Below are 19,474 nucleotides of genomic sequence, written 5' to 3'. Positions count from 1 at the left end.
ATGTTCGGACGCCTGTTCAAGTTTTTCACGTTATGCCTGGTCCTGTGGAGCGTGGCGCGCTGGTTGCTGAAGCCCAGCCAGCGCCGCACGCTGCACGAGCTGTTCTCCGCGCTGGCCATCGCCCTGCTGATCAGCGCGGGGCTGTTCTGTGTCTTGTACTGGCTGGGCTGGCATACGATCTGAATCGGCAAGTCCTTGATCCTGCTCAGCTTGTGCCGTACCGGCGCGAGATAGACTGCGCGCTTTTGCCGGCAGAACGATGGACCTGACCCGCCATATCCACACCCTTGGCCATTATTTGAAACAGCGTTTCGGCGAGTCCGTGCACAAACTGTCGCTGGCCGGCGACTTCACCTGCCCCAACCGCGACGGCACCCTGGGGCGCGGCGGCTGCACGTTTTGCAATGTGCGCAGCTTCGGCCGCGAGCCAGCCGCGCTGTCCATCAGCCAGCAATTGGCGCGCGAAAAGCGCAAGACGGACCGCGCCCGGCGCTATCTCGCTTATTTCCAGGCCTATACCAGTACCTATGCCGAAGTGGAGACGCTGCGCGCCTTGTACGACGAAGCCTTGGCGAGCGCCGACGTCGTCGGCTTGTGCGTGGGCACCCGGCCGGACTGCGTGCCGGATGCGGCCTTGGACCTGCTGGCCGCCTATCAGGATGGCGGGAGCGAGGTGTGGCTGGAGCTGGGCTTGCAGACCGCGCATGACCGGACGCAGGCGCGCATCCATCGCGGCCACGGCCTGGCCGATTACCGCGATGCCGTCCGGCGCGCCCACGCGCGCGGACTCAAGGTGTGCGCGCATCTGATCGCCGGTTTGCCGGGCGAGGATGCCGATGACGCGCATGCCACTTTGCAAACCGTGTTGGACATCGGCGTGGAGGGACTGAAGCTGCATCCCTTGATGATCGTGCGCGGCAGCCGGATGGCGGCGCAGTACCGGCGCGGCGAAGTGGGGCCCATGCCGCTGGACGACTACGCCGAACTGGCGGCCAGCCTGATCCGCCATACGCCGCCGGAGGTGGTGTATCACCGAATCTCCGCCACCGCCCAGGCGCCGACTTTGATCGCGCCCGATTGGTGCGGGCCGCGCTGGACGGCCTTGCAGGCGATAGGCGAGCGGCTGGCGCGAGAAGGCGGGCAGGGGAGCGCCCTGGGCACCGGCTGGCGGGGAATGTGTTAGCGAATATTGATCGGCCAAAACAATAGGCGTGCGCTACTGTCAGAATCGACAGCCCGTTCCGACCAAATGGAAACGACAGGAGAGCCGCCATGCTGATCAAAAAGCCCGCCGACCATTTAGCGTCGGACATCACGTCGGAAAGCGTCTATTTCAACCGCCGCAGCTTCATGCTCGGCGCCGCCGGCCTGCTGCTGTCGGCCGAGACGCTGGCCGGGCTGAACGCCAGGAAAAGCCCGCTGTCGCAGCTGGCGTCCAACGACAAGCCCAACAGCCTGAAAGACATCACCAGCTACAACAATTTCTACGAGTTAGGCACCGACAAGGCCGACCCGGCCGAAAACGCCGGCAGCCTGCACACGCGGCCGTGGAGCGTGATGGTGGACGGCGAGGTGGCTAAGCCGCGCCGCTTCGCCATCGAGGATTTGCTGAAGTTTCCGCTGGAGGAGCGCGTCTACCGGCTGCGCTGCGTGGAAGGTTGGAGCATGGTGATCCCGTGGGTGGGCTTCCCCTTGGCCAGCCTGCTCAAGCAGATGAACCCGACCTCGCGCGCCAAGTACGTGGCGTTTGAAACGCTGGAGCGGCCGGGCGAGATGCCGGGCCAGCGCACGGGCGTGCTGGACTGGCCTTACCGTGAGGGCCTGCGCATCGACGAGGCCATGCATCCGCTGACCATTCTGGCCGTCGGTCTGTACGGCAACGTCCTGCCCAATCAGAACGGCGCCCCCATCCGCTTGGTGGTGCCGTGGAAATACGGCTTCAAGAGCATCAAGTCCATCGTGCGCATCCGGCTGCAGGAAACCATGCCGGCCACCAGCTGGAATCTGGCCAACGCGCATGAGTACGGCTTCTATTCCAATGTGAACCCGGAGGTGGACCATCCGCGCTGGAGCCAGGCATCGGAACGGCGCATCGGCGAGTTTTTCAAGCGCAAAACGCTGATGTTCAACGGCTACGCCGACCAAGTGGCCGGACTGTACCGCGGCATGGACCTGAGAAAGAACTACTGATGACGACGCTGCGCATGAAAGCATCCGCTACGCCGGCTGATAGGCGCCTCGCCGTCGGCAAGGTTTTGCTGTTCCTCGTCTGCCTGTTGCCGCTGGCGCGCGCCGCTGGGATCGTGTTGACGGGCGAGGCGGTGAATCCGGTAGAGTTCATCACCCGCTCCACCGGCACCTGGACGCTGGTGTGGCTGCTGGCCACCCTGTCCATGACGCCGCTGCGGCGCCTCACCGGCCAGGCTTGGCCCTTGAAGTGCAGGCGCATGCTGGGTTTGTTCGCGTTTTTCTACGCCAGCCTGCATTTCACCACCTATCTCTGGCTGGACCAGTTTTTCGATTGGCATCACATCCTCAAGGACATCGCCAAGCGGCCCTTCATCACGGTGGGCTTCGCCGCCATCGTCTTGATGACGCCGCTGGCGCTGACTTCCACCCAGGCTTGGATGCGGCGGCTCAAGCGCAATTGGGGCAAGCTGCACCGGCTGGTGTACCCGGTGGCCATCCTGGCGGTGACCCACTACTGGTGGCTGGTGAAACGCGACATCACCCAGCCCTTGATCTATGCCGCGGCACTGGCGCTGCTGCTGGGCCTGCGGCTGTGGTGGCGCGCGCGCAAAGCTGGATGACGCGGCTTGGCAAGGGGCTGCCTGGGTTTTAAAGTCGGGTGTTTTGTCTTATCCGCAAGCGAATCATCATGAGCAAGGAAAAAGCCCCGGTCACCCAGGCCATCCGCGTGCTGCGCGAGCACAAGGTGGATTACACCGAGCATCTGTACAAGTACGAGGAGAAGGGCGGCACCACGGTGTCGGCGCGCGAGCTGGGCGTGGACGAGCACGCCGTGGTGAAGACGCTGATCATGGAGGACGAGAACAAGCGCCCCCTGATCGTGCTGATGCACGGCGACCGCGAGGTGGGCACCGGCATGCTGGCCAAACAGATAGGCGTCAAGAAAGTCCATCCCTGCGACCCCAAAACCGCCGACAAGCACAGCGGCTATCAAGTGGGCGGCACCAGCCCCTTCGGCACCCGCCACCCCATGCCGGTGTATATGGAGTCCAGCATCGCCGAGCTGCCGGTCATCTATATCAATGGCGGCAAGCGCGGCTTCCTGGTGGGCGTGAGTCCGAGGGAGGTGATGCGCGTATTGCAGCCGATCTTGGTCAACGCGGCGGCGTGACTTCCGGGAAGTTGCGCTGGTAAATGGCCTTCAGGCTGCCGTCTTTTTCCATCTGCTCCAGGGCGCGGGCGAAGTCCTCGCGGATGCGCGCCGCTTGCGGATAGCTGCGCGAGAACATCAGGCCAAGCGGCGTTTCCTTGTCCAGCGGCGTCGGAATATAGCCGAATTCATTTTCGCGGCCTGGCAGTACCTTGTGGATCAGGTACCAGCCGCGCTCCAGCGACATCGGCGCCAGGTCCAGGCGGCCCAGCTGCAACTGGCGCAAGGCGTTGACTTCGTCGCTGGTCAGCAGGGTATTGAGCTTGTGCTGCTGGAACAAGGGGATATACCAGTAACCCAGCTGAATGGCCACGCGGTAGCCGCGCAACGCGTCCAAGGACTGGAAGCTCTGCGGCGGATGCGGCATATGAGGCTTGTGATAAAACAGAAAGCTGGAGGTGCGCATCAGCGGCGGCGAAAAGTCGAACTCTTTCAGCCGCTCTGGCGTGGGCCGATAAGGCAGGGCGGCGACGGCCTTGCCCATCCGCAGCTGCGCTTCGTCTTGCGGCCAGCTCAGGTAGCTGAAATGCACTTGGTAGCCAGCGCGTAGGAAGGCCTGGCGCACGATCTGCGCGAAGGCGCCGCCCTGCGGCAGGCTTTGCGACACATACGGCGGCCACTCGCCGGTAGCCAGCTCCAGCGTGGTTTCCGCGGCTGTCGCGCGGGCGCTCAGCAGCAGCGCGAAAACCAGCAACAGCAGACGCCGCATGGCGTTTCCTTGAGCGGGTGAGATACTGTGTTATCGCACAGCGCTCCCCGCCAACCAAGGATTTACCACCACCAGAACATGAAGCCCCAGGCGCAGTCCACCAGCGCCAGCGCGCCGCAGAACGCAAGCAGGGCGAGGCCGCCGCGCAGCGGGCGGGCGTCCCAGCGCGCCAGGATGCCGCAGGCCAGCCGCAGCGCCCACAGATTGGCGCCGGCCAGCAGGGCCAGGCGGGCGTGATTGACCCAATGCATGCCGTAGCCTTCGGCCTTCAGCAAGGTCACCGTCAGCGCGGACAGGCCCAGGAACACGCCGCAGCCGGCCAGCGGGATCAGGGCCTGGGCCAGATGGTGCACGCGCTGCGTTTGCCAGCGGCCGGCCACTCGCACGGCCAGGGCCAGGGCCAGCAGGATGCCGCTGCCCAAGGCCAGCGCGGTGGCGGCGATGTAGGCGAGCAGGGACGCGCCGTCCAGCCAGGAGAACACGTCGTTGTGCATGGGGTAATGGGTGAGCAGCCACCACGGCGCCCCGGTGTCCAGCGGCCACATGATGTCATTGTCCACCAGCCACTCGGCCGCGGTCTGCTTGAGCCAGACAAACCAGGGGCTGACGGTCCAGTGGAAGGCGCCCATCGCCACGCCCAGCAGGCCGTAGACGATCAGCGCGGTCTGCCAGCCATCGGCCTCTTTTTCCGCCACCCTCACCACCTCGTCGCTCATCGGACGGACGGACAGTGTGATGGCGGAGCGGTGGTCGCTGCAGCGGCCGCACATATGGCAGCCGCTGCCGCCCTGCATATGGCGCAGCGGTTGCAGCGGCGCGCAATCCACGGCCGGCGTGCGTTCGGACGAAGCCTTCCAGGCGGCCTCGTCCACGCGGTAATGCAGCGGCGCCAGCTTGGACAACAAGCCGAACACGCCGTTGACCGGGCACAGATGGCGGCACCAGGCGCGCTTGCCGCGGGTGTAGACGAAGCCGACGATCACCGCGGCCACGGTGGAGCCGCCCAGCACCAGTAGGGCGGCCTTGGGATACTGATAGACGCTGACCAGCTGGCCGTAGACCGTGGTCAGCACGAAGGCGACGAAGGGCCAGCCGCCCCAGCGCATCCAGCGCGGAATCGGCCTGCCCATGCCCTTGCGCGCGGCCCATTCCGACAGCGCGCCTTCCGGGCACAGCACGCCGCACCACAGCCGGCCGAACAGCACCATGGACAGCAGCACGAAGGGCCACCAGATGCCCCAGAACACGAACTGGGCGAAGATGGTCAGGTTGTTCCACATCCGCGCCGCGTCGCCGGGCAGCTCCAGGCAGGCCGGAACGATCAGCAGGAAGGCGTAGACCAGCACCACGGCCCATTGCAGCTTGCGCAGCAAGGCGCCGTGGTCGCGCAGCCAGTCTCCCGCGAGGGCGAGCGGACCGCGCGGCGGCGTCGCCGGGCGACAGGAAGCGCCGCCGGACGGCGCGGCGGCGATGGGAATCACCCTTTGCGGGCGGCGCTGCGGTCTATCCTGCTTCATGCCGCGGCGGCCAGCTTGCGGTTGCGCCATTGGAACAGCGCCCAGATGCCGCCCCAAAACAGGCCGTAGGCGAGCAGGCTCATCAAGGCCGGATGCGCGCGGTAGCCGGTCAGGGAGGCCACCAGGCCGCCTACCGGGCTCATGTCGTCGAGCAGGGCGGAGCTATCCCATAGCGGGTCGACCAGGGCCGGCAGCACGTCCATGGAGATCAGCCGCTCCACGCCGTTCAGGAACAAGGACGCGCCCAAGAGCAGCAGCATGATTTCCGTCACGCGGAAGAACAGCCGCCAGGACAGCACCTTGCCGCCCAGTTGCAGCAGATAGAAGGTGAGGAACGCCAGCGCCAGGCCGGCGGCGCCGGCCGCCGCCATTTTGGCCAGCTCCATGCCGTGGGCCTCGGCCAGCATGCCGTACAGGAAAACCACGCACTCGCTGCCTTCGCGGGCGATGGCCAGAGCGGCCAATATGGTCACGCCCCACCAGTTGTTTCTGGCGGCGTTGGCCGATAGGCCGGACTCCAGCTCCTTCTTCAGCGTGCGGCCGTGCTCACGCATCCACAGCACCATCTGCACGATCAGCGCGGAGGCGATGAACACCATGGCGGTCTGGAAGTAGTCCTGCGCGCCGGCCATCAAGGTGCCGGCGGCGAACAGCGCGACGGCCAGCGCCACCGCCATGACCAGGCCCAGCGCCACGCCGCCCCATAGATAGGGCTTGCCGGCGCGGCCGGCCGGGTTGTGGTTCATCCAGGCATTGAGGATGCCGACTACCAGCAGCGCCTCAACGCTCTCGCGCCAGACGATAAAGAGTACCTGTCCCATTTGCGTTGACTCCTGCTTACTTGGCGACGATCACGCCCTGGCCGGTCTTGGGGTGGAAGTCGTCGAAGAATTTGTACTCGCCCGGCGCCAGCGGCTGAAACACCAGGAAGGATTCCGCGCCCGGACCCAGCACTTTTTCCTTGCGCAGCGGAATGCTTTCGAACTCGGCCGGCGTCTTGCCGACATTCATCACTTCGACCTTGAATTTCTTGCCGGCCGCCACTTGCAGGCGGGCGGGAATCATCTGGCCGTCCTTCATTTGCAGCTTGTAGACGGGCATGTCGTCGGCCAGGGCGAGGGCCGGGGAGCAAAGCAGGCCGGCCAGCAGGGCGGCGGCGGTCAGGCTCAGAATGTTCATGGGTTCATGGTTCCTGAATGCGAAACAGCGCGGCCTCGTAGCCGCGCCGTTTGATTGTAACGCAATCAATAATGCTTTGCGTTTACATTCTCAATTAGGCTTAGTAGCCGCCCTTCTTGCCGATGCCGGCGAAGACGAATTCGTAGTTCACGTCAAACGGCTTGAACCACGGGCCGACGCCGGTTTCCTTGTCCACGTGGCGGCCGAAGTGGGCGTGCTCATTGGCGGACGGCGGCATCACGGTGAATTTCAGCTTGTACTTGCCCGGGCCTTGCAGCTTGACGTTGTCGCCGTAGTGGGGGCCGTCGTTGGCCACCATGGGCATCAGGTCGCCCTTCTGGGTTTTGCCGCCCACCTTGGTCAGTTCGTACTTGACCACCAGGTAGGGCAGCCAGGCGCCTTCTTCGAAGCCGTTGGGGTTGTTTTTGGTGGCGTGGATGTCGGCTTCCAGATGGATGTCGGACGCTTCCGGCTTCAGCATCATGCCGTCCGGGTCCATCTTGGTGGGCTGCAGGTAGACGGCGCCGATTTCCATGCCGTTTTTCAGGGCCGGCTTGCCGATCGGGTATTCCTTGGCCATGGCGGCGAAGGAGGCGGACAGGGCGACGCTGGCGATAGCCAGCTGGCAGACAAAGCGACGCATCATGTTTTCCTTATATGTTTTGGCCTCGTGTTCGGGCCTGTAATAAGAATGATAATGCTAGTAATTATCGTTTGCAAACTAGGCTCGGCCGTGGTGGCGCTCAGCGCTGCGCTGGCGGTTGATTTTTATGTCATTTATTGGGCGGGGAGTAGGCGGCTGGCGGGAACGGCTGGCGCAATGTGCTGCTTGTAAGCGTCCCGCCGCAATAGGATTGCCATTTCCAGTGCGGGCGAGCGAGAGGGCGGGGAGGCCAGACGCCCGCTCAGGCTGGGCGTCTGGCATGGAGGGGCCTCAGGCGCGAGGCTTGGCGTGCAGGTCCGGCAAGGCCAGAGAGACTAGGCCCAGCAGCGGCAGGAAGGCGCACAACTGGTAGACGAACTCAATGCCGCGCAGGTCCGCCAGTTCGCCCAGCACCGCGGCGCCGATGCCGCCTATGCCAAAGGCGAAGCCGAAGAACATGCCGGACACCATCCCCACCTTGCCCGGCAGCAGCTCTTGAGCGTAGATCAGGATGGCCGGGAAGGCCGAGGCCAGGATGAAGCCGATAGGGACGGACAATACGGCGGTCCAGAACAGATTGGCGTGCGGCAGCAACAAGGTCAGCGGGGCAATGCCCAGGATGGAAAAGCCGATTACCCGCTTGCGGCCGATGGCGTCGCCTATGGGGCCGCCCAGCACGGTGCCGGCCGCCACCGCGAACAGGAACAGGAACAGATGCAGCTGCGCCGACTGCACGCCGACGTGGAAGTGATGGATCAGGTAGAAAGTGTAGTAGCTGGTGATGCTGGCCAGGTAGAAGTGCTTGGAAAACACCAGCAACAGCAGGAGCAGCAGGGTCAGTTTGACGCGGCCGGACGACAGCGCGGGCTTGCTCACGGCGGCGGCCTTTTTGGCCTGCCTATGCTGATGGGCGTACCACTGGCCGACGCGGAACAAGACAAACATGCCCAGCAGCGCGGCCAGCGCGAACCAGGCCACGCTGGATTGGCCTAGCGGCAGCACGATCAGCGCCGCCAGCAAGGGGCCGGTGGCGCTGCCGGCGTTGCCGCCCACTTGGAAGATGGACTGCGCCAGGCCGGGGCGGCCGCCGGAGGCCATGCGCGCCACGCGCGACGATTCCGGGTGGAAAATGGACGAGCCCATGCCGATCAGCGCCGCGGCCAACAGCAGCAATGGAAAGCTGCTGGCGCTGGACAAGAGCAGCAGGCCAAGCAGCGTGGAGCCCATGCCGAACACCAGGGAATATGGCTGCGGCTTTTTGTCGGTGTAGATGCCCACCAGCGGCTGCAGCAGCGAGGCGGTGCACTGGTAGGTGAAGGTCAGCAGGCCGATTTCGGCGAAGCTCAGGTGGTAATTGCCCTTCAGCAAGGGGTAGAGCGCCACCAGCAGCGACTGCAGCATGTCGTTGAGGAAGTGGCTGAAACTGATGGCGCCGAGCACGCGGAAGCGCGTGTCCTGCGCCGGCGCGGCGGTGTGGGTGCGTGTGGTCATGGAATGAGGCTCGATACGGTGGGTGCAACTATGCTAACAAGCGCATTTTCGCCAGTCCTGCGAAAATGGGGCATTCATCTTATTGAAAGAGGCGTTTGTGGACAGCTTCGATCATCTGAATCAGTTCGACCAAGGCCTAGTGCCGGTGCGCGGCAAGCCGCGCGACTATCCGGCCGGCCTGGAGACGCCGCGGCACAATCACCCGACGGCGCAGCTGCTGTGCGCGGTGGAGGGGCTGATGCTGGTCAGCGCCGAGCGCGGCCAGTGGGTGGTGCCGCCGACGCGCGCCATCTGGCTGCCCATCGGCGTCTGGCACCAGGTGCGCATGGTCAGCCCTGTGCGCATGCGCAGCATCTATGTGCGGCAGGACAAGCTGCAGGGCCTGCCGGACGCGTGCTGCGTGCTGGAGGTGACGCCGTTGCTGCGCGAGCTGGTAGTGGCGGCGATGGAGGTGGCCGTGCCTTGCGCGGCGGGCTCGCGCGACGAGAAGGTGATGGACCTGCTGCTGGAGGAGATAGGCCGCGCCAGGGTCTTGCCGCTATCGCTGCCGCAGCCTGCGTCCGCCGCCTTGCGCCAGTTGTGCGACGCCTGGCTGGCGCAGCCCGACGATGCGCGCGGCGCGGCGGAGTGGGCGCGCGAGCTGGCGCTGGACCCGCGCACGCTACAGCGCCGCTTCCGCCGCGAAACCGGTCTCAGCTTCGGCCAGTGGCGGCGGCAGGCGCGGCTGATGCTGGCCTTGCAGCGGCTGGCCTGCGGCGACAGCGTGCTGAAGGTGGCGCTGGACTTGGGCTACGCCAGCCCCAGCGCCTTCGCCACCATGTTCAAGCGCGAGCTGGGCGCGCCGCCGAGCAGCTTCTTCGCCGCGCCGTAGGGCGGAAACCCGGCATGGCCGGGTGTTCCGCCTGCGCGCGATGGCCATGGCGCCGTTCTCTCCGCGTGGGCAAGCGGTAATGGCTAGCTTCGTAGGGTGCGTCACCCCGCAGGGGCGACGCACCCGTTGGTGTCCGCTTCGCGGACGCTATTTGAGCGCCGGTTCCGCCCGGAGGACGGAAAAGGGGGCTGCGCGGCCAGCCCCCTTTTAACCCCAGGCCGCCCCAGCAGCGCTGCGAAACCCCGTCTCCCAAGCCATTCCCAAGGCGCCGCCCAACTCGCGGGGCGCTAGCGTCGCCCCGCTCAAGCAAAGGGCGTCTTAAAACCTTGGGAATGGCTTGGGAGCCGGCTTGCGCTGATGGGGAAGGGCGAGTTGGTTCGGCCCTCATCATCTGGACAAGTCCTAGAGAAGGAAAGATGGCGGAACGCCCGTTGCGGCTTCCGCCCTACAAGGGGTAGAGCGTGAGCGACATGCCCCTTCCCCCTTCGGCGCGTGCCGGCAAAAAGGCGCTGGGCAAGGTTTTAAGCCGCCGATTTGTTCGACGCCGCGCGACGTTAGCGCGTACTGCTGAGCGAATCAAAGATTCGCACGCATGTAGTTTCGGCGGCCCCTTGCCCGGTGTCTTTTTGCCGGGGTTTCGCGGGCAGCGGGGGCGGCCTGGGATTGCCAAGGGGCCGGCCGCACAGCCCCTGGCCCGTCTGCCGGGCGGAACCGGCATCTAAACATTGTCCGCGGAGCGGACTCAACTTGAGAAGCATACAGCCTATTAGAATGTGTCTTGTAGGCAATGCTTAGCATCTCATCTCGTGAGGCATTTCCTCGCAGCTTTCACCTCGCCGCCAACCTCACCGCCAACTCCCCCAACCGCTTCCCCTGCGCCAAGGCCAGCGCCTTCTCATGCTCGCTGATCGGCTGCCGGTCATCCATGCCCGACACATGACTCACGCCATACGGGGTGCCGCCGGTTTGCGTCGCCGTCAGCGCCGCTTCGCTGTAAGGCAGGCCGGCGATGAGCATGCCGTGGTGCAAGAGCGGAATCATCATCGTCAACAGCGTGGACTCCTGGCCGCCGTGCAGGGACGCCGAGCTGGTGAACACGCAGGCCGGCTTGCCCGCCAGCGTGCCCTGCATCCACTCCCCGCCGGTGCCGTCGATGAAATACTTCATCGCCGACGCCATATTGCCGAAGCGGGTGGGGCTGCCCAGGGCCAGGCCGGCGCAATCGACCAGGTCCTGCCGCTCGACATAGGGCGCGCCGTCGTCCGGGATGGCCGGGGCCACCGCCTCGCACACCGTGGAAATCTTGGGCACCGTGCGCAGGCGCGCGCGGCAGCCGGGCACGCTGTCCACGCCGCGGGCGATCAGGCGGGCCAGCTCGCGCGTGGCGCCGTGCTGGCTGTAATACAGCACCAGAATGTCTAGCATGCTTGCCTCTTGTGTCCGTTTAGATCGCCGCATGATAGGACAAAGCGCCATTTCTTGCCTCATCGCCGCTTTGGCTATACCTTTGCCGCCATGCAAGTCCAACGTATCGAACCGTATTTCGGTTTTGCCCGCTTCCTGGCCCGCCGCATGGGCGGCCTGCGCGTGCTGCAGGTGTCGGGCAGCCTGACCTTTACCACCCTGCTGGCGCTGGTGCCCTTATTCACCATCGCGCTGACGGTGATTTCGGCGTTCCCGGTGTTTTCCGAGTACAGCACGCGCTTCAAGATCATGCTGCTGTCGACGCTGGTGCCGGAGTTCGCCGGCAAGGTGATCACCGTTTACATGCGGCAGTTCGCCGACAACGCGGAAAAACTCACCGCCGCCGGCATCGTGATGCTGGGCGTCACCGCGCTGATGCTGATGTCCACCATAGAGCGCACCTTCAACGCCATCTGGGGCGTGCGCCGCGGCCGGCCCTGGCTGCAGCAGAGCATGGTGTACTGGACGGTGCTGACGCTGGGGCCGCTGGTGCTGGGCGGCAGCCTGCTGTCCTGGCGCTGGCTGTTCAAGGTGACGCGTTTCGAGAAAAACCTGCCGCTGCTGGCGGACATGCTGGAAGTGGGCGGCACCATCGTATTGACGGCGCTGGTGCTGTCGCTGCTGTACCGCATCGTGCCCAACCGTTTCGTGCCGTTTCGCCATGCGGTGACGGGCGCGCTGGCGACGTCGGTGCTGCTGGAGCTGACCAAGACCGGCTTCGGCTTCTACATCAGCCAGGTGGCCAGTTACCAGCTGGTGTACGGCGCCTTCGCCAGCATCCCGATTTTCCTGCTGTGGGTGTATTGCCTGTGGCTGGTGGTGCTGGCCGGCGCGGTGTTCACCTCTGCGCTGTCCTACTGGGAGGGCGAGGCCTGGCGCCGTCGCAACGAGCCGCACCGTCGTTTCCTGGATGCGCTGGAGGTATTGCTGCTGCTGGACGAGGCGCAGGCGCGCGGCCTGGCGCTGTCGCCGCCGCAGCTGCGGCAGGCGGTGAGGGTGGGGTATGACGAGCTGGGTCTGGTGCTGGATCGGCTGGCGCAGCGCGGCTATGTGCAGAAGGGCCAGGGCGATGGCTGGGTGCTGATGAAGCGCTTGTCGGCGATCTCCTTGGCGGAATTGTTCGAACTATTCGTCTACCGCCGCGACGGCCAGCGCGGCGACGCGCTGGAGCGCACGCTGGACGCGCTGCTGGGGCCGCTGACGGCCGGACTTCAGGCGGAGACGGTGGCGGACTTTGCCCGCCGCGTGGGGCAGAAGTAGGCGGTATTGTCGTAGAAGGCCGGGTCTTCGTTGTCCGGCCACCAGCCCGGTATGCCCAAGAGCGGCAGCGGGCACAGCGCGCGCGGCCGCGGCAGGAAGGCGTCGTCGTCCAGCCGCGCCGCCAGCGTCGCATCCAACCGGCGCAGCCGCGCGGCGTCGTCCCGTGCGAAGAAGTCCGGCGCCACGTCCAGGATCAGCGCCTTGCCGCACCAGCCGATGTGCGGCGTCAATCCCATTTCCATGACTGCGTGGCCCAGGGTGAACGCCTCGATGCGCGTTCCCCAGTCGGCGCGGCGCGCGAGGAACAGTTCGCGCCAGCGCATGTCGTCCAGCGCCAGTCCCAAGGCGGGATCGCTGGTGGCCACGATCACGCCGCATTCGTCCAGCAAGGTGGCGGCATCGCGCAGCGGGCCGCGCTGGATTTCGCCGCGCGCGATGGCTCGGAGGTGGCGGCGGTTCAGCGCCGCCTTGGCCAGCGGCCAGGCCAGCCAGGCCAGGGCGTTGAACCAGTCATGCCAGTTTTGCGGGCGGGTGGGCACTTCTCCGGTGTCGCCGATATGGGTTTCGTAATACGCCTCCGGCTCCAGTTCGCAGACGAAGCGCAAACCGGGCGGCAATGGCGCGCCCTTGGCGCGGGCCGCGGCCAGCAGCGCGTCGTAATCGGCCTGGGCAGGCCAGTCGGCGAGCGCGGGCGCGAAAGGCCGCACCGGGCGGTACAGCGGATGGGTCAGGTAGTCGGCGTGCCAGCGGTTCATCGGGGAGGCGTGACGGCAAAGGGCGGCATTCTAGCCGGAAACGGCCTGCGGCGCCGCGGCGTCGCAGGCGGCAATGCGGTTGCGCCCCTCGTGCTTGGCCTGGTACAGCTGTTTGTCGGCGCGGCTGAGCACTTCGTCAATCTCGTGCTCGCCGGGCCGCCACTGCGCCAGTCCGATGCTGACGGTGAAGGACAGCGCGCCGCCCTCGATCGCCAAGCGGGTGTCCGCCACCGCGGTCCGCAGCCGTTCCGCCACCTGCAGCGCATCGGCCAGGGCGGTGTCCGGCAGCAGGGCGGCGAACTCCTCGCCGCCCAGGCGGCCGCACAGATCGCTGGCGCGCAGCGTCTCGCGGCACTGGTCGGCGAAGTGCCGGATCACCCTATCGCCCACAGCGTGGCCGTAGCGGTCGTTGATCTGCTTGAAGTGGTCCAGGTCCATCATCATCACGGTCAGCGGGCCTTGAGTGCGGCGGCAGCGTTCGATTTCGCGGTCGGCCAGCTCGATGAACTGGCGGCGGTTGTTCAGCTCGGTCAGGCCGTCCTGGGTGGCCAGGCGGAACAGCTGTTTCTCATGGCCGTGGCGCTGCAGCGCGATGGCGATGATGTGGGTGCTGCGCTGGGTCAGCGCCAGTTCTTCGGGCGTGGGGTTGCGCGGTTCGCGGTAATAGGTGGCGAAGGTGCCCAGCAGGCGGCGGTCGCTGGAGAAGATGGGCGTGGACCAGCAGGCGCGCAGGTCGAAAGGCCGCACACGCTCCAGCGCATGCAGCCATAGCGGACTCTTCAGGATGTCATCCACCACGATGGTGCGCTTCCAGTGCGCGGCGGTGCCGCAGGAGCCGACGCTGGGCCCGATTTCGACGCGGTCTATCAGCTTGCGGTAGGCCGCCGGCAGGCTGAGCCCGGCGGCGTAGCGCAGCGACTGGCCGTCCTCGTCCAGCAGCATGATGCTGCACATGCCCTTGGGCTGCTGCGACTCCATCATCTGGCAGATCTGGTTCAGCGTCTGCGGCAGCGGGTGGTTGCCGGCTATCATTTCCAGCACCGCGTTTTCCTCCGCCAGCAATTTCTCGCCCTGGCGGCTGGCGGTGACTTCGCGGTCTACCGAAAGTATGGTTTTCAGCATGCCGGCGCTGTCGAATTCCGGGAACAAGCGGATTTCGAAGATGTGGCGATGCGGGCCGTTGTACAGCTCCAGTTCGAAAGTGCGCGCTTCCCAGGTGTTGATCAGCTGGCGGCATTCGTGTTCGAAACGGCTGCAGGCTTCTTCGCTCCAACCTTTTTCGCGCGGGGTCTTGCCCAGATGCGCCTCCAGCGGCAGCGGGAAATAGCGGGCCACGCTGCGGTTGATGAACAGGCAGTGCAGCTCCAGGTCGTAGCGGGCGACGATGTCTTCCGAGTTGTCCACCAAGGTGCGGAACTGCTGCTCGCGCCGCATCATCGCGGCCTCGTGTTGCTTGCGCGCGGTGGCCACGCGGCACAGGGCGGTCAGCTTCTGCACGCGGCCGCCGCGCCAGCTGGCGCGCCAGGTGATCTCCAGCCATTCCCAGCTGCCGCCATGGTGGCGGATGCGCACTTCATAGTTGGCCTCTCCCGTTTGCGGCGGCGTGTCCAGCAACTGGGCGAAGCGCGAGCGGTCCTCGGGGTGCAGCAGGCTGAGCCAGCGCGCGAAATCCATGTCGCGAATCGCGTTGGGCATGCCCAGCAGGCGCTGCAGCGATTGCGCCCGACCGCGCACGCGGCGGCGGACGAGATGGAATTCCAGCAGCCCCAGGCTGGCGTCGCGCAGGGTGGCGCGCGCGCGGCGCTGGTGCAGCAGGCCGTATAGCCACAGGCAGATGGCGATGGCGGCAGCCAGCCAGCCTGCCTGTGACAGGTTGGCATCGGCCGGGGCGGGCGCAGCGCTGGCCGCCGGCGCCAGAAACAGCCAGCCAGCCAGGCTGATCAGGCGCTGGGGAGCGTAGAAACGGCTTTGCAACGAGACCATCCGCGAAGGGGAAACGGGAATTTTGACATTGACGCGGCGCTTGGCCCTGTTGCACGCGCAGTCCAGCCGGGTCAGCGTCGTATTTGCGCAACAAATGCAGTATGCTTGGGCGCAGACAATAGTGGCGGAGGCCGCGCCGCTGGCCGAACACGGCGCGCAGCGGCCGGGAGCGCGAAATGGATTATTTCCCGATTTTTCTGAAGCTGAAACAGCAGCCCTGCCTGGTGGTGGGCGGCGGCGAGGTGGCCCTGCGCAAGGCGCGCCTGTTGCTGGCGGCCGGCGCGCGGCTGCGCGTGGTCGCGACCGAACTGGCGCCGGAGCTGGCGGAATGGGCCGCGCGCGGCGAGTTGAGCCATGTGGCCGCGCCTTACGCGGCGGAGCAGCTGGACGGCATGCGGCTGGTGGTGGCCGCCACGGACGATGCGGCGGTGAACCGCCGCGTGGCGGCGGAAGCCGAGGCGCGCGGCATCTTGGTGAATGTGGTCGATGATCCGGCCCATTCACGCTATATCAGCCCGGCCATCATCGACCGCTCGCCGTTGATGGTGGCGGTGGCCAGCGGCGGCAATGTGCCGGTGTTGGCGCGTTCCATGCGCGCGCGGCTGGAGAGCCTGATTCCGGCCGGTTACGGTCGGTTGGCCCGTTTCGGCGCCGCCTTCCGCGACGCGGTGAAGGCGCGTTTCCCCGACGTCGACGCCCGCCGCCGTTTCTGGGAAACGGTGCTGGAAGGGCCGCTGGCCGACATGGTGATGAACGGCGACGAGGCGGCGGCGCGGACGGAGATGGAAAAACGCATCGCCTCCGGCGCGGCCGATCGAGCGGGCGCGGTCTATCTGGTGGGAGCCGGTCCCGGCAACCCGGACCTGCTGACTTTCCGCGCGCTGCGCCTGATGCAGCAGGCCGACGTGGTGCTGTACGACAAACTGGTGGCGCCGGCCCTGCTGGATCTGGTGCGGCGCGACGCGGAGCGCGTCTACGTGGGCAAGGCGCGCGCCAACCACGCGCTGCCGCAGGACGACATCAACCAGTTGATGGTGGATCTGGCGCGCCAAGGCAAGCGCGTGCTGCGCCTGAAGGGCGGCGACCCGTTCACCTTCGGCCGCGGCGGCGAGGAGATCGCCACCTTGGCCGAGCACGGCATCGCCTTCGAAGTGGTGCCGGGCATCACCTCCGCCAGCGGCGCGGCGGCCTATGCCGGCATTCCGCTGACCCACCGCGATTACGCGCAATCGGTCACCTTCGTCACCGGCCACAAGCAGGACGGCACCATCCAGCTGGACTGGCCGGCGCTGACCCGGCCGCAGCAGACGGTCGTGGTGTACATGGGCGTCTCCACGGCGGCCGAGCTGTGCCAGGCCTTCGTCGCGCATGGCCGCGGCGCGGACACCCCCGCGGCGGCGGTGGAGTGGGCCACCACCGAGCGTCAGCGCACGGTGTGCGGCACTTTATCCAGTTTGCCCAGTCTGATGGCCTCGCATGGCATCGCCTCTCCGGCCCTGATCATCGTCGGCGAAGTGGTGGCGCTGGCCGACAAGCTGGCCTGGTACCGCCGCAGCGAGAATTCAGCTGTTACAATTCGGGAAGATTGATCACGCGGACGCGCGGGCCAGGCCCGCGCGAAGTTCGAGCTTGGCTCAAAATACCGCGGCGGGCAGTCCGTCCGCCTGCGACAAACCGAAGACTCAGACATGGTTGGTGTTCTGATAATTGCACACGGAGACCTGGGACGGAGCCTGGCCGATTGCGCCCGCCACATCCTGGGACGCGAGCCGGAAAATCTGGCGGTGATGACGGTGGACAAGACCGAGGAGCCGGAGCGCAAGCTGGCGGAGGCGCAGGGCTTGGTGGATGGCCTGGATCAAGGCGAAGGCGTGGTGGTGCTGACCGATATGTACGGCGGCACGCCGTCCAACATCGCCAGCCGGCTGATCCGGCCTGGCCGCGTCGAGGCGGTGGCCGGCATCAATCTGTCCATGCTGGTGCGCGCGCTGTGCTACAGCGCCCAGCCCTTGGAGATCGTCGTCAGCAAGGCGATCACCGGCGGGCTGGAGGGGGTGCTTTACATTATTCCGGGGGAAGGTAATGCTGCGATCTGAAGTGGAAATCATCAACAAGCTGGGACTGCACGCGCGCGCGTCCAGCAAGTTCACCCAGCTGGCCAGCCGTTACAAGAGCGACATCTTCATCGCCCGCAACAACCGCCGCGTCAACGGCAAGAGCATCATGGGCGTGATGATGCTGGCCGCGGCCAAGGGCGCCAAGGTGGAGCTGGAAATCAGCGGCGAGGACGAACAGCAGGCGCTGGAAGCGCTGGTCGCGCTGATCAACAACCGCTTCGACGAGGCGGAATAAGCTTGAGCGGGTGAGCGGCCGCGGGGCCGCTCTCAGGGAGTCCGTCGCTGGCGCGGCGGAGATTGCGGCGGGCAGAGCAAAATAAAACGGCTCGTCTGGGGAGGGGCAATGAGCATCATCCTGCACGGGGTGGCCATAGGCGGGGGCATCGCCATCGGCCGGGCCCACCTGATTTCGCGCAGCATGGACGATGTGGCGCACTATCTGCTGGAGGACGACGACGTCCCGGCGGAGAAGACGCGCTTCGACGAGGCGGTGCGCGCCACCCGCAAAGAGCTGGAGATGCTGTGGGGCAGCATCCCGGAAAACGCCCCTGCGGAACTGGGCGCCTTTCTGTCGCTGCACATCATGCTGTTGGGCGACATCACCATCTCGATGGAGCCGCGCGAAATCATAGAAAAGCAGCGCTGCAATGCCGAATGGGCGCTGAAGCTGCAGTGCGACCACCTGGTGGAACAGTTCGACGCCATTGAAGAGGACTACCTGCGCGAGCGCAAGAACGACGTGCTGCAGGTGATCGAGCGCATCTTCAACAATCTGGACGGCGACGCGCCGCAGCTGCCGGCGCCGGAAGACCTGGTGGAGGACCACATCCTGGTGGCGCACGACCTGTCGCCGGCCGACATGGTGTATTTCAAGGATTCCAATTTCGCCGCTTTCATCACCGATGTCGGCGGCGCTACCTCGCACACCGCCATCCTGGGACGCAGCCTGGACCTGCCTTCCGTCATCGCGCTGCACCACGCGCGCGAGCTGATCCGCCAGGATGAGATGATCATCGTCGACGGCCTGCAGGGCGTGGTGATCATCAATCCAGACAATCTGGTACTCAATGAATACCGCCGCCGTCTGCGAGCCTGGCGCGGCGCGCGGCGCAAGCTGTCGTCGATACGCAAATCCAGCGCCGTGACGCGCGACGGCTCGGTGATCGAACTCCTGGCCAATATCGAGCGGCCGCAGGACGTGGACGACGTGCGTGAGTCCGGCGCGGTCGGCATCGGCCTGTTCCGCAGCGAATTCCTGTTCCTAGGCCGCGACACGCTGCCGACCGAGGACGAGCAATTCGAAGCCTACCGCCATGTGGCGGCGGCGATGAAGGGCATGCCGGTCACCATCCGCACCATGGACCTGGGCGCGGACAAGAGTCCGAAGTGGCTGGGCCACAACCAGGCCGACAATCCGGCGCTGGGCCTGACCGGCATCCGGCTGTGCCTGGCCGAACCCTTGATGTTCCGCGCCCAGCTGCGCGCGCTGCTGCGGGCCTCGGTGCATGGCCGCATCCGCGTGCTGTTTCCCATGGTGAACTCGTTGCCGGAGCTGCGGCAGGCGCTGGCGCAGTTCGAATACGCCAAGGAAGAGCTGCGCGACGAGGGCATCAGCTACGCCGACGACGTGGAAGTCGGCGCGATGATAGAAATCCCGTCGGCCGCGCTGGTGGCCGGCAGCTTCACCAAACATGTGGATTTCCTGTCCATCGGCACCAACGATCTGATCCAGTACACGCTGGCGATAGACCGCAACGACGACACCGTCAGCCATCTGTACGACCCGATCCACCCGGCGGTGCTGAAGCTGATCCTGCACACCATCAAGACCGGCATCAAGGCCAACCTGCCGGTGTCGGTGTGCGGCGAGATGGCGGGCGACGCCAAGCTGACCCGCTTGCTGCTGGGCATGGGCCTGCGCAAGTTCTCCATGCACCCGGCCAATCTGCTGGCGGTGAAGCAGCAGGTGCTGACCAGCCATCTGGACGAAATCGCGCCGATTGCGTCGCGCATGCTTAGATCAGAAGACCCTGATAAAATAGCCGATTTGTTGCAACTGCTGAATGCAGAGCCGGGCGACTAGCC

General features: G+C 65.9%; 20 protein-coding genes. 11 read left to right on the top strand and 9 right to left on the bottom strand.

Features of this window, described 5'->3' with window-relative positions:
* The 5 genes from FYK34_RS15025 to ybaK all read left to right on the top strand — a co-directional run bounded on the left by FYK34_RS15025 (window position 1) and on the right by ybaK (window position 3,361).
* Window positions 1–183: a protein MIGRI gene (locus FYK34_RS15025; RefSeq protein ID WP_149297766.1), complete on the top strand. Its 183-nt coding sequence runs from the start codon at window positions 1–3 to the stop codon at window positions 181–183.
* 76 nt (window positions 184–259) lie between these two features.
* On the top strand, window positions 260–1,183 hold the full coding sequence (locus FYK34_RS15020; RefSeq protein ID WP_149297763.1) for a TIGR01212 family radical SAM protein: 924 nt from the start codon (window positions 260–262) through the stop codon (window positions 1,181–1,183).
* Between the two features lie 89 nt (window positions 1,184–1,272).
* On the top strand, window positions 1,273–2,190 hold the full coding sequence (msrP, locus tag FYK34_RS15015; protein ID WP_149297761.1) for a protein-methionine-sulfoxide reductase catalytic subunit MsrP: 918 nt from the start codon (window positions 1,273–1,275) through the stop codon (window positions 2,188–2,190).
* 14 nt (window positions 2,191–2,204) lie between these two features.
* On the top strand, window positions 2,205–2,810 hold the full coding sequence (locus FYK34_RS15010; protein ID WP_231137277.1) for a protein-methionine-sulfoxide reductase heme-binding subunit MsrQ: 606 nt from the start codon (window positions 2,205–2,207) through the stop codon (window positions 2,808–2,810).
* Window positions 2,811–2,878: 68 nt separating this feature from the next.
* Window positions 2,879–3,361, top strand: a complete 483-nt coding sequence (gene ybaK / locus FYK34_RS15005) for a Cys-tRNA(Pro) deacylase (protein WP_149297756.1) — start codon at window positions 2,879–2,881, stop codon at window positions 3,359–3,361.
* Here the strand turns inward: ybaK and FYK34_RS15000 are convergent.
* The 6 genes from FYK34_RS15000 to FYK34_RS14975 form a co-directional block, all read right to left on the bottom strand.
* Window positions 3,345–4,109 (bottom strand): substrate-binding periplasmic protein, encoded by a 765-nt coding sequence (locus FYK34_RS15000; protein WP_149297754.1) that lies wholly within the window; start codon window positions 4,107–4,109, stop codon window positions 3,345–3,347. The genes ybaK and FYK34_RS15000 overlap by 17 nt on opposite strands.
* 62 nt (window positions 4,110–4,171) lie before the next feature.
* The gene (locus FYK34_RS14995) at window positions 4,172–5,656 is read right to left on the bottom strand and encodes a 4Fe-4S binding protein (protein WP_231137276.1); all 1,485 of its coding nucleotides are present in this window, start codon (window positions 5,654–5,656) and stop codon (window positions 4,172–4,174) included.
* Window positions 5,623–6,447, bottom strand: coding sequence for an FTR1 family iron permease (locus FYK34_RS14990; RefSeq protein WP_149297752.1), 825 nt, complete (start codon window positions 6,445–6,447; stop codon window positions 5,623–5,625). Before FYK34_RS14990 ends, FYK34_RS14995 begins: the two co-directional genes overlap by 34 nt.
* A gap of 16 nt (window positions 6,448–6,463) precedes the next feature.
* Window positions 6,464–6,805 (bottom strand): cupredoxin domain-containing protein, encoded by a 342-nt coding sequence (locus FYK34_RS14985; RefSeq protein ID WP_149297750.1) that lies wholly within the window; start codon window positions 6,803–6,805, stop codon window positions 6,464–6,466.
* Between the two features lie 100 nt (window positions 6,806–6,905).
* A complete protein-coding gene (locus tag FYK34_RS14980; RefSeq protein ID WP_149297748.1) occupies window positions 6,906–7,451 on the bottom strand; it encodes an iron transporter in 546 nt (181 codons plus the stop codon).
* A 288-nt stretch (window positions 7,452–7,739) separates the two neighbouring features.
* Window positions 7,740–8,939, bottom strand: a complete 1,200-nt coding sequence (locus tag FYK34_RS14975) for an MFS transporter (protein ID WP_149297746.1) — start codon at window positions 8,937–8,939, stop codon at window positions 7,740–7,742.
* Between the two features lie 97 nt (window positions 8,940–9,036).
* Between FYK34_RS14975 and FYK34_RS14970 the strand changes: the two genes are divergently transcribed.
* Window positions 9,037–9,810, top strand: coding sequence for an AraC family transcriptional regulator (locus FYK34_RS14970; RefSeq protein ID WP_149297744.1), 774 nt, complete (start codon window positions 9,037–9,039; stop codon window positions 9,808–9,810).
* A gap of 828 nt (window positions 9,811–10,638) precedes the next feature.
* On the opposite strand, the gene wrbA is transcribed toward FYK34_RS14970, so the two are convergent.
* Window positions 10,639–11,235: an NAD(P)H:quinone oxidoreductase gene (gene wrbA / locus FYK34_RS14965; protein WP_149297742.1), complete on the bottom strand. Its 597-nt coding sequence runs from the start codon at window positions 11,233–11,235 to the stop codon at window positions 10,639–10,641.
* Window positions 11,236–11,325: 90 nt separating this feature from the next.
* Between wrbA and FYK34_RS14960 the strand changes: the two genes are divergently transcribed.
* Complete coding sequence (locus FYK34_RS14960) at window positions 11,326–12,534, top strand: YihY family inner membrane protein (RefSeq protein ID WP_149297739.1); 1,209 nt, start codon at window positions 11,326–11,328, stop codon at window positions 12,532–12,534.
* Here FYK34_RS14960 and FYK34_RS14955 read toward each other — a convergent pair.
* Window positions 12,486–13,289 (bottom strand): DUF3025 domain-containing protein, encoded by an 804-nt coding sequence (locus FYK34_RS14955; RefSeq protein WP_149297737.1) that lies wholly within the window; start codon window positions 13,287–13,289, stop codon window positions 12,486–12,488. The genes FYK34_RS14960 and FYK34_RS14955 overlap by 49 nt on opposite strands.
* Window positions 13,290–13,319: 30 nt before the next feature.
* On the bottom strand, window positions 13,320–15,263 hold the full coding sequence (locus FYK34_RS14950) for a sensor domain-containing diguanylate cyclase (protein ID WP_168209759.1): 1,944 nt from the start codon (window positions 15,261–15,263) through the stop codon (window positions 13,320–13,322).
* 185 nt (window positions 15,264–15,448) lie between these two features.
* On the opposite strand from FYK34_RS14950, the gene cysG reads away from it, so the two are divergent.
* The 4 genes from cysG to ptsP all read left to right on the top strand — a co-directional run bounded on the left by cysG (window position 15,449) and on the right by ptsP (window position 19,472).
* Complete coding sequence (cysG, locus tag FYK34_RS14945; protein WP_149297733.1) at window positions 15,449–16,861, top strand: siroheme synthase CysG; 1,413 nt, start codon at window positions 15,449–15,451, stop codon at window positions 16,859–16,861.
* A 99-nt stretch (window positions 16,862–16,960) separates the two neighbouring features.
* The gene (locus FYK34_RS14940; protein ID WP_149297731.1) at window positions 16,961–17,368 is read left to right on the top strand and encodes a PTS sugar transporter subunit IIA; all 408 of its coding nucleotides are present in this window, start codon (window positions 16,961–16,963) and stop codon (window positions 17,366–17,368) included.
* Window positions 17,355–17,624, top strand: coding sequence for an HPr family phosphocarrier protein (locus tag FYK34_RS14935; RefSeq protein ID WP_149297729.1), 270 nt, complete (start codon window positions 17,355–17,357; stop codon window positions 17,622–17,624). The genes FYK34_RS14940 and FYK34_RS14935 overlap by 14 nt, the downstream gene beginning before the upstream one ends.
* Window positions 17,625–17,732: 108 nt before the next feature.
* On the top strand, window positions 17,733–19,472 hold the full coding sequence (gene ptsP / locus FYK34_RS14930; RefSeq protein WP_149297727.1) for a phosphoenolpyruvate--protein phosphotransferase: 1,740 nt from the start codon (window positions 17,733–17,735) through the stop codon (window positions 19,470–19,472).
* Window positions 19,473–19,474: the final 2 nt, after the last annotated feature.

Origin of the sequence: Chromobacterium paludis, assembly GCF_008275125.1 — a bacterium.
In the GTDB taxonomy this organism is placed as follows: Bacteria; Pseudomonadota; Gammaproteobacteria; order Burkholderiales; family Chromobacteriaceae; genus Chromobacterium; species Chromobacterium paludis.
The sequence above is the reverse complement of the archived record's forward strand: the minus strand, read 5'-3'. Positions and strand labels throughout refer to the sequence as shown.